This window comes from Methanococcoides sp., assembly GCF_030594565.1.
Classification (GTDB): Archaea; Halobacteriota; Methanosarcinia; order Methanosarcinales; family Methanosarcinaceae; genus Methanococcoides; species Methanococcoides seepicolus.
In genome coordinates, this window is the sequence record NZ_JAUVEY010000081.1 from 1 (window position 1) to 9,869 (window position 9,869).

Here is a 9,869-nt window from a genome sequence, read left to right on the forward strand (position 1 = left end):
TCCTCGGAGTGTTCTTGTTCCAGATATCGAAAAGGCGGGACTGTTGTGCCACACGTATCCTTTTGAGCACGCTCCAGAACACGAACAGATATCTCACCATCATGGTCAAAAGCAGGACGAATTCCTTTGGAACACCAAGTCTTCTCGCAGATACTACAAAATCGTTCATTTTCATGGTGGATGAAAGAACAATGATAGAGGTCACGCAGACAAGGAACCTTGCCATCAGCGTTATTCCAAAATCAAGCCCTTCATAAGTGATGGTCAATCCTAACGGAAGGGACACCGGGTAGACAGTAAACGTTTCAATGAAGGGCTGTCTTATAAAAGGCTGAAATACCGCCAGCCCGAACCCGAAAGGCAGAACCGCCACTAACCTGACAAGAACATAGAAAAGATTGAGTCGAGCGATCATGATATCCATACTCGCACCTTTCCTTGCATCATCTGATCCTGACGGATTGGAAAGTGCAGCTGAAAAGGTTATAAGCGAAGACATATTTGCAGAACTGGAAGAAGCTGAAGCTGCTATTGATTCACCAATGCCGGATTATGCCATCGAAGGTAAAGGCAAGCTCGGAGAGATAATTGCAATATGCCTGGGTACCATAGGCATTCTGGTAATAAGCTTTGGCCTTGGAAAGATCATCAAAGCCTAATATCAAAAAATAAGGAAAATGAGGGGATATCCCCCTCAAACTCTTTTTAATTATATTACTTTAATAATAATCGGTTCCCCGGCATCCACTGCATCCATGATATCCTCTGCAAGGGCAGAATTGCTACGGACCTTGACATCGCCATGTCGACCGACCGTTGCAGTGAAAAGATAGTCATCTCCTGTATAGATCTCGACATCCTGAGAAGCTATTTCCGGGACGTTCAGTATAACATGTTTTTTCGTGTGTTCGATGGTAGGCCTATAAGATGTTTCGGGAGAACGGTCCTTATTGCCTCTTTTAAGGGATTTCTCATCAAGTTCACGCACATCGATATGAACTCCGACGATCTTCTCGATCTCATCGATGGTCACACCGCCTTTGCCTATGACCTTGGATATCTCACTATCAAGGACCTTTACAACAGCGCTTGTATCCGACAACATCTCAACATCGACCGGACCTTTGGCGTATCGCTGCACAACATCTTCAATCTCACCTTCTGCAAGACCCCATACAGGCTTACGGGCAACTGAGTCCGAAACCGGCATGACTACAACCTGTTCACCGAAAGTATATATCTCAAATTCAGGAGCAGATGTCTCAAAATCGGAGACCACAATAACAGGTCTTGCAAGATCGGCTTCGAGCATTCCTGATGGGACCTTTACAGTAAACTCAAGGGTCTGTACCTGAGCGACCTCGCCTTTGTCGATGAAAATAACAGTATCTACCACCTGCGGAATAACACCAAGCTCAACCCTGCCAATGAGCCTTTGAACAGCATCGATGGCACGGTTTGCATGCACAACACCGATCATACCCACGCCTGCAAGCCTCATATCTGCAAATATCTCAAAGTCGCGGGTCTTGCGAACCTCGTCATAGATAGTATAGTCCGGTCTGACAAGCAACAGCACATCAGCTGTATTTTCCATACTTCCTTCAAGCGGTGCATACTGGGTTATCTCATTTGGAACCTGCAGGTCCCTAGGGGATTCCATTGTCTTGACAACATAGTTGTTCTCATGCAAGAATATGGCCACACCTGCACCAAAGGTGGATTTCCCAGCACCTGGTGGACCTGAAACAAGAATTCCACGTTGTCCCAGAATTCTTTCCTTTAGCTCATCACCAAGACGATATTCATCAAGACTTACTGATGCAACAGGACGAACTGCAGTTATCTCAACGTCATCAGAGAACGGAGGATTTGCTATGGCTATTCGCATATCACGTATCTGAAGGACCGTTGCGCCTTTAAGGGACATCTCGATGAAAGACTCATCATCTGCCCTTGCGCGCTCAAGCAATTCCCTTGTTATTTGTTTGAGCTCATGGGAACTACAAGGAGTATCCCTTATTGTCACGAACTCGATGTTCTTGATGGAACCGCGTTTGGCCATTGGAGCGACCTTATGCTTTAAATGGACGGACATGGTGTCCTCAGTGAAAAAGTCTTCAATGAGCAAAGGCATTAATTCAGTCTTCCTCGGAGGAAGATATTCCACATCCATACCTTTTGCCACTGCTACATCATACTGTACTTTATCGCCGGTCACAAAAGTGGCATCAAGATCTTCAGCACATGAACGGATGATAGCATCGATAGCACCTGCTTTTGCATACATCCTTTCTTCGGCAGTGGGTATTTTACCTGTGAAGGACATGTCTAACATACCCTCACGGGCCATCTCTTGAAGCTGTTTTAACTCGTCAAGCCCTTTGTTACCGATCTCAAGGCCACGGTTTGCCTGTGATTCCAGTTCTGCCACCATGGCTTCTGATATGAACAGTTCAATGCCTTCATACTCACCACTCTCGACCATCTCGGACAGGAGACCATCGATGATCACACTTGTATCAGGAACTATCCTGTAATTTTCTTCTTTTACCATAAATAGAACTATCAATCAAAACTATTTAACACAACTGACACGAACAATAAAATATTAAAAAAGGAAGGAATGGGACTGAAAGGTTCATTAAAACATCAGTAAACGTCAGCTGGGTCGAACACTTTCTCACCTACAACATCTCCTTCAATGTTGCGGTAGAAGCAAGAACGATATCCAGTATGACAAGCTCCACCTTCCTGGGAGATCTTAACGACAAGAGCATCCATGTCACAGTCAATGAGTAGCTCATGAACTTTCTGCATGTGCCCGGAACTTTCGCCTTTTTTCCAGAGCATTTGTCTGCTGCGACTCCAGTAATGGGCAATTCCGGTCTCAATTGTCTTTTCCAGAGCTTCCCTGTTCATGAAAGCAAACATGAGCACTTCACCTGTCCCATTGTCCTGGGCTATTGCACCGATCAGACCATTTCCATCAAATTTGAGAGTATCAAGATCGATCATAGTAATCAATTATTAAAATATACTATAACTATAAAAACTAAGAGGAAACAATATGCCATGATAACAATTATGATGTTCAAATGAATTCGTCAGAATCTTTTGCTAAGGAAGATCACAGGGTGAGTTAAATGGATTACAGCTTCAATGGCACTGGGGGATACCGCGTCCCAACTGGAGTAATGGGTTTGGACGTACAACTCGGAGGCGGGGTCCCACCGGGAACTACAATACTTCTTCTTGCAGAACCAGGTGCAAGCTCGGAGGTCTTTGCACAGCAATTCATTTATGGTGGTTTGGTAAACCAGGAAGAGGTCTATTATTTTTCTGCTGAACACCCGATCCAGGAGATAGTTGAAGATATGAAAAATTTCGGGTGGAATATTGAAAAACAGATAGAGGAAGGAAAAGTTGACTTTATTGATGCCTATACTACACGTTTTTCCAATATTTTACCAAAGGAAACCTTCAGTAACCTTTCAGCAAAAGATTTTTTGAAACTGAACACTGACGCCATGAACCTTCTTAAGTCGTCGGTTACAAAGGAAAGAAAGGGGCCATACAGAGGCGTTGTGGATTCTATTTCTTACTTCCTGAGATCATATGAGCTCAACTCCGTCATTGAGGCTATTGAGATAATATCTTCCATGGGCAAAATTACAAAATCGGTCCAGCTCGTTATGATGACTGGCGGCATGCACGATACGATAGTCGAAAATAATCTAAAGAGCGTGTGTGACGGAGTTATAGAGTTTCGAATGAGGGAGCGTGGAAGTGAGATCGAGCGATCAATATTGATACGTAAGATGAGAGGAATGATACCCCCTGACAAGACGATTTCATATAATATCACTCACAAAGGAGTTGAACTGGAGACCACGACCAGAGTTCTCTGATCGTTTTTGGAAAAGATATCCTTAATATTTGCTAAAAAAATGGTTGATAAAAATGAAAGATAACCTTGCTGAACTCCTGACAAATATATTTGCAACTTCAGGACACAGTGTTTCAGAATCAGACACTGTGGATCTGATCATAGAAAAAAATGGCACTAAGACCTACATTAAGTTGACAACACAACCTGATATTTCAGAGATAAATAGCTTTGCTGCTGTTGTAGAAGACAACATTGGGCTTTATGTAACTTTGGAAAAGATGAGTGCTGAAATGTGGGACTATGCAACACATATAGGACTCATTACGTGGGACCGCGATGAACTTGCCTTCCAAATCGGAAAAGCAGTAATTGCTGACATAGAAGGAAATACCTCCGATCTGGAACTTGTTGCATATGATGTAAAGAAACACCATCATGAAGAACTTCCTGCTCAGATACCTGATATGAGCTCTTCATGTGAAGAGACAGAAATATGGGATTCGAACAATGTTGAACCTGCTGCACCAGCAACTAACAAACCTGGATTCAATATATGGAGAACATCACCAGAGATGCAACAGGCAGAAACAAACAACGATTTCATACAATATGAACACCCACAAAGAACAGCACAGGCATCAGCGCCAGCGCCAAACATGATGGAAGAACCACAGACCACATCAGGGCAACCACAGAGCCAGATACCTTTTACGCTAGATCTTCACACTGCACCTATAAAATTACAGAAGGATAAGGCTATTGCAATGGCAAGGTCCGAGATAGGAATGCCGAAAGATGTGAGTCTGAAATTTGTCCCATACTGGAGATATGCATATGCAGTTAAGGCTGAACACCGGTTCAAGAACAAAGTGGTAGACATATCAGGACAGGGACAGGGTTGTCTGAATGCACTTAATGGGAACAGGGAACAGATCGAACTACAACAGGTAAATGATAGCATAACTTTGCCGGATGACAGTTATGAGATAAAGAGTCAGATGTTCGATCAGCAGGAAGCGGAAACTACCCTTTTGTCCGAGATCATAGAGGAATATACGAAGGATGTACGTTTCAGCAATGTTGTCGGGGAGGCCATGATATCCGAGCATAAGATATTCAAGCCTACAGCAGATGATATTCGTTTCAATATCGAGCTTGTATATGTCCCAATATGGGAAGTTAAAGGATCAAGGAACTCGATAGAAATAAATGCTTACACACAGGAGATCCTTACCGAACCGGTGGATGATGATGTGGAGTTTGTATGATAGTTCGTCCGTTTGCGAACTTTTAAATATGACAACGTATATATAACGTTCAATACATTTATTATTTTCAATATCAAAATGGAGTGATTATAGAATGATCGAGATAACAGACGTTGCTGCAACCGAATTAAAAGCACTTCTTGAGGCTGAAGAGAAGAAGGATCACGCACTCAGAATATTTGTCGCTGGCATGGGATGCAGTGGTGTACAGTATGGAATGGCACTTGATGACGAAATCAAGGAAGATGATGTTACAGTAACAAGCAAGGATATCAAGATAGTAATGGGTCCTGACATCAGCGAACAGCTTGATGAAGCAACTGTAGATTATATTGACACCGAGGGTGGCAAAGGCTTCATTATTGACAATCCAACCGCAAATTCCGGATGCGGAAGCTGCGGTGGTAGCTGCCACTAATATTAGAACAAGACTTTAATTTAGTAATGCAATCCTACGCGGTAACAATTAATAGGTGATCATATGATTCCAGGTATGGGCGGTCGGGGCATGAACCCGGCAAAAGTCAAGCAGATGATGAAGCAGATGGGCATCAACATCGATCAGATAGAAGGTGTTGAACAGGTCATCATCAGGACCGCAGATAAGGATATTGTGTTCAACGATGCAGATGTCAGTATCATGAACGCACAGGGTGTGGATACTTACCAAGTAGTTGGCACTCCTGAAGAGGTTCCAAGGGAAGTTGTCATTCCTGAAGATGACGTTAGACTTGTGGCTGAACAGACCGGTGTGTCCGAAGAAGCTGCACTTGAATCTCTTAAAAATGCGAACGGAGACTTGGCCGAGGCCATTCTCGCTCTTTCCTCATGAACCCTTAACGGGTTCCTGCTTTTTTTATTGCCTTCAAAACAGGACAGTATATTAAAACCTTATAGAATTATATTTATATAGTGGCATTCATAGCTATCCCTGACATTGATATGAGAGGAATAGAGATGAAAGATGGCACCACGGACATCAACCGTGAACAATTAGCTACAAGGATCGGGTTCTTGCTTGTTTCTGCGGGATGTGCCATTGGTCTTGGAAATATCTGGCGTTTCCCTTTCATTGTAGGAAAATACGGAGGTGCTGCCTTTGTTATTGTTTATCTTGTATTCCTCCTCATTCTCGGATTGCCGATATTGATAATGGAATTTGCCACTGGAAGAGCCGGAAGGCAGAATATTGCAGGGTCCTTGCGCAAGCTGGAGCCAAGTGGAAAAAGATGGCACTTATTCGGATATATCGCCATAATAGGAAATATCATCCTACTTATGTTCTACACTACCGTTGCAGGGTGGGGATTTGCATACTTCTATTACATGGTCAAAGGTAGCTTCATTTACCTCGGACCCTTGGAAATAGGGCTTTTCTTTGACCTGTTCATGGATCGTACCCTGGAGATGATAACCTGGATGGCTTTGGTGGTCGGTCTTGGGACATTCATATGTTCAGTAGGATTGCAGAAAGGGGTTGAAAGGGCTTCCAAGGTGATGATGTCAGGGCTTTTCTTTATATTGATAATACTCGTACTTCGTTCTGTGACCCTTCCCGGTGCTGCTGAAGGGATCAGTTTCTATCTTGAACCGGATTTTTCGGTATTAAGCTGGCAAGGTATCTATGCCGCCATGACCCAGGCATTCTTCACTTTGAGCGTAGGGGTCGGTGGTATGACCATCTTCGGAAGCTATATCAACAAAGATCATTCCCTTACAGGAGAATCCCTAAGGATCACATTCCTTGATACTACCATAGCCCTAATGGCAGGCCTTATGATATTTCCGGCATGTTCTGCTTTCGGGATCGATGTAGGATCAGGTCCCGGGATTCTCTTTGTAACATTGCCGAACGTTTTCAATCAAATGCCTGCAGGTATATTGTGGGGAACTCTCTTCTTCCTGTTCCTTGCCTTTGCTTCAATGTCAACTGTAATGGGCATCTCGGAGAATGTAATAGCTTTTTCAATGGACGAATGGGGATGGAAAAGAAAGAAAGCATCAATTATAAGCGGAGTTGCGATATTCATTTTATCCATACCATGTTGCCTTGGATTCGGACCATTGAGCTGGTATCAGCCTTTTGGGGAAGGAACATCCATCCTTGATCTGGAAGATTTCATATTTGCTAACAATATCCTTCCAATAGGTGCACTTACACTGGTGCTTTTCTGCAGTTATGGTTTCGGATGGGGATGGAACAATTTCATTCGGGAGGCTGATACAGGAAAGGGGCTGAAGTTCCCAAGTTGGACAAGAACATACATAAGATACGTTCTTCCACTCATAATAATCTTCATACTTGTCAGAGGATGGATAGGAACATTATCATAAAAAAGAAAAGAGGTCAGTATTCAAGTTCAAGGGACTTCAATACTGAATGATATTCTTCCACAGACATCCTTGAGTATAATGCCCTTTTTACCACTTCACTAAGAGATGGATGGATATCCATTCCATTGACTACAGGACCGATATTGCTCCCAGGGGTGTTCATCACAGTTATTAATTGATGAATTAGAACTGATGCTTGCGGGCCAATTATATGTGCCCCCAGAAGAGTACTGCCTGAGTCTCCCAGAATGACCTTAACGAAGTAACTGTCAAGATCCATTGCCATACCTTTTCCAGTGTCTTCGAACCTATGGAAGCCAATGGAGATGTTGTCTTTGCCGTATTGCTCAATGGCTGCAGCTTCCCCAATGCCCACACCTGCCATCTCAGGATAGGAGAATATGGCATAGGGAACAGCGTGATAGTCGGTTTTTATGTCCTCTTTCAGGACTGCGTTCTGATATACCAGGGTGGATTCATAGTTGCCAACGTGTTTGAAAAGATAGTGACCGTTAGCATCGCCAAATGCCCAGACGTTGGAACAGGTAGTTTCCAGATGGTCGTTCACCTTTATCCAACCCCTTTCATCGGTTTCGACACCTCCTTTTTCAGGATGGAGAATATCGGTGTTGGGACTTCTGCCAGTGGCTACTAATACTTCATCCACAAGAAGTTCCATTTCATCTCCTGAATTTCGATCTTTTGCAATTATTTTCTTTTGTTTGCCTGATGACTGGATATCAGATACTTCATGATCAGTGATTATATCGATATACTGTGCCATTTTTTTTCTTGCAAGTTCGCTTATTTCAGGTTCTTCATTGTCCACAATTCTTGGACTGCGACCGATGATAGTTACTTTTGAGCCCATTGCAGAGAAGAAATGGCTGTATTCAGCCGCTATATAGCCACCTCCGATAATCGCAAGGCTTTCCGGGAGGGTGGTCAGTTCCAATACAGTGTCACTGGTAAGATAGGAAATTTCATCAAGGCCTTTTACAGGAGGGATCATGGGCTTTGAACCTATGCTCAAGAAGATCATTTTTGATGTGATCTGCTCCTCTCCGATCTTTAGTACATAAGGTTCAATGAACTCCACAACGTCTTCATAATAATCTAATTTCTGATCGGATGAGAGTCCATCGTGTATCATTTCAATATCTTCATTTATGCTGGATCGCATCCTATCCATTACAAATTTAAAATCGATTGATGTTATTTCAGCATCGATACCAAAACGATTTGCTTTTCCGATCTCTCTGACAAGTTCTGCAGGAAAAAGTAGCATTTTAGAAGGGATACAACCTCTTGTTAGACATATCCCCCCGGGTTTGTCCTTATCTATGATAGCAACTTTCATTTCAGGATACTGTTGCATTATCAAACTTACATAGTTCATACCCGAACCACTGCCAATAACAATTAGATCATATTCTTTCATTTCCAAACCCCAACTTATGATAAGATATTAGATTGTTTTTATTGTTATACTTGATGCTTTCAGAAAATGAAGCAAGCTACAGCAATATTGAGGGCCTTGCGCCGCGAAATAGTACCCATAGCTATTGGTCAGTCTTGCCTATGATTGGCAATATCTATCTTGTAATCGAAATAATCATTTATAGAAAATGAACCCATGAATAGAAAGAGACATACTATTCCTGCTATTAAATATTTGAACTCGTTTCCGATGAGTTCAACTGACAGGATACCTCCGAGAAGAACAGTAAATATGCCAAACAGTGAATTGCCAAATCAGTTCAGAGCTAAATATGGCCGCAGTTGATCCAATATAGAGCTAATTCGTTCAGTTCCCCAATAGTTCGTTCACCTTGAGGGTCACAAGGGACATTAGTTCCTCGAGAGTACTGCAATTGTTTATTTCATCAGATGAAATGAACAGATCGAGCTTATTGCTATTTTCGAGATAAGCGCAGGGAAATGAGGATTCTTTTTCACCGTACTTTTCATAGAATTCATCCTTATGCAAGAACTTAACAGGAATTCCAAGATCATCCACAAAAGATTTCCATTCAGCTTTGATACCTGTGTTACCATAGGTTATGGCACAAAGATTGCATCCATAAGTGGATGGAGATACGATTTTATGAACATAGTCTTTCATTTCATTTATGAGACCGCTGTCTGCATTATATACAAATATAAGAGTATTTTCACTCAGACCTGCACCCCAAAATAATCCCCAGTAAAAGTAAACTTCAATGTGATATAACATTATAGTTAAAACCCCAAATTATTAGACTAATTCGTTATATAGACTGTTCCATGGTTAGACCTGAGGGGATCTTTATTGAACGGCATATGACCGTTGAAGAGTTAGACAAGCAGATAAAATTAGAGAAGAATGCAACACT

The 9,869-nt window shown here is 42.4% G+C and carries 11 protein-coding genes; 6 read left to right on the forward strand and 5 right to left on the reverse strand.

The window, feature by feature from the left end; all coding sequences use genetic code 11:
- The coding region (locus QAS77_RS07725) for an energy-coupling factor transporter transmembrane component T family protein (RefSeq protein WP_305064781.1) at positions 1–424 on the reverse strand (424 nt) is incomplete at its 3' end.
- On the opposite strand from QAS77_RS07725, the gene QAS77_RS07730 reads away from it, so the two are divergent.
- Entirely contained in the window at positions 414–659 is a 246-nt protein-coding gene (locus QAS77_RS07730; protein ID WP_305064782.1) for a PDGLE domain-containing protein, read from the forward strand. The two genes, QAS77_RS07725 and QAS77_RS07730, sit on opposite strands and share 11 nt — an antisense overlap.
- 50 nt (positions 660–709) lie before the next feature.
- On the opposite strand, the gene QAS77_RS07735 is transcribed toward QAS77_RS07730, so the two are convergent.
- Both QAS77_RS07735 and hisI read right to left on the reverse strand, forming a co-directional pair.
- Positions 710–2,557, reverse strand: a complete 1,848-nt coding sequence (locus QAS77_RS07735; RefSeq protein ID WP_305064783.1) for a PINc/VapC family ATPase — start codon at positions 2,555–2,557, stop codon at positions 710–712.
- Positions 2,558–2,652: 95 nt separating this feature from the next.
- Positions 2,653–3,018 (reverse strand): phosphoribosyl-AMP cyclohydrolase, encoded by a 366-nt coding sequence (gene hisI / locus QAS77_RS07740; protein WP_250869058.1) that lies wholly within the window; start codon positions 3,016–3,018, stop codon positions 2,653–2,655.
- 128 nt (positions 3,019–3,146) lie between these two features.
- Here hisI and QAS77_RS07745 point away from each other — a divergent pair, with 128 nt between their 5' ends.
- From QAS77_RS07745 to QAS77_RS07765, 5 genes are all read left to right on the forward strand, one after another.
- The gene (locus tag QAS77_RS07745; protein ID WP_250869059.1) at positions 3,147–3,911 is read left to right on the forward strand and encodes an RAD55 family ATPase; all 765 of its coding nucleotides are present in this window, start codon (positions 3,147–3,149) and stop codon (positions 3,909–3,911) included.
- Between the two features lie 52 nt (positions 3,912–3,963).
- A complete protein-coding gene (locus tag QAS77_RS07750) occupies positions 3,964–5,160 on the forward strand; it encodes a hypothetical protein (RefSeq protein ID WP_250869060.1) in 1,197 nt (398 codons plus the stop codon).
- Between the two features lie 94 nt (positions 5,161–5,254).
- Positions 5,255–5,578: a HesB/IscA family protein gene (locus tag QAS77_RS07755; protein WP_172367525.1), complete on the forward strand. Its 324-nt coding sequence runs from the start codon at positions 5,255–5,257 to the stop codon at positions 5,576–5,578.
- Positions 5,579–5,641: 63 nt separating this feature from the next.
- Positions 5,642–5,992, forward strand: a complete 351-nt coding sequence (locus QAS77_RS07760; RefSeq protein ID WP_250869061.1) for a nascent polypeptide-associated complex protein — start codon at positions 5,642–5,644, stop codon at positions 5,990–5,992.
- 80 nt (positions 5,993–6,072) lie between these two features.
- On the forward strand, positions 6,073–7,494 hold the full coding sequence (locus QAS77_RS07765) for a sodium-dependent transporter (protein ID WP_305064784.1): 1,422 nt from the start codon (positions 6,073–6,075) through the stop codon (positions 7,492–7,494).
- 13 nt (positions 7,495–7,507) lie between these two features.
- Here the strand turns inward: QAS77_RS07765 and QAS77_RS07770 are convergent, their stop codons facing one another.
- Entirely contained in the window at positions 7,508–8,935 is a 1,428-nt protein-coding gene (locus QAS77_RS07770) for a dihydrolipoyl dehydrogenase (RefSeq protein WP_305064785.1), read from the reverse strand.
- 366 nt (positions 8,936–9,301) lie between these two features.
- Complete coding sequence (locus QAS77_RS07775; RefSeq protein WP_305064786.1) at positions 9,302–9,730, reverse strand: hypothetical protein; 429 nt, start codon at positions 9,728–9,730, stop codon at positions 9,302–9,304.
- Positions 9,731–9,869 lie beyond the last annotated feature (139 nt).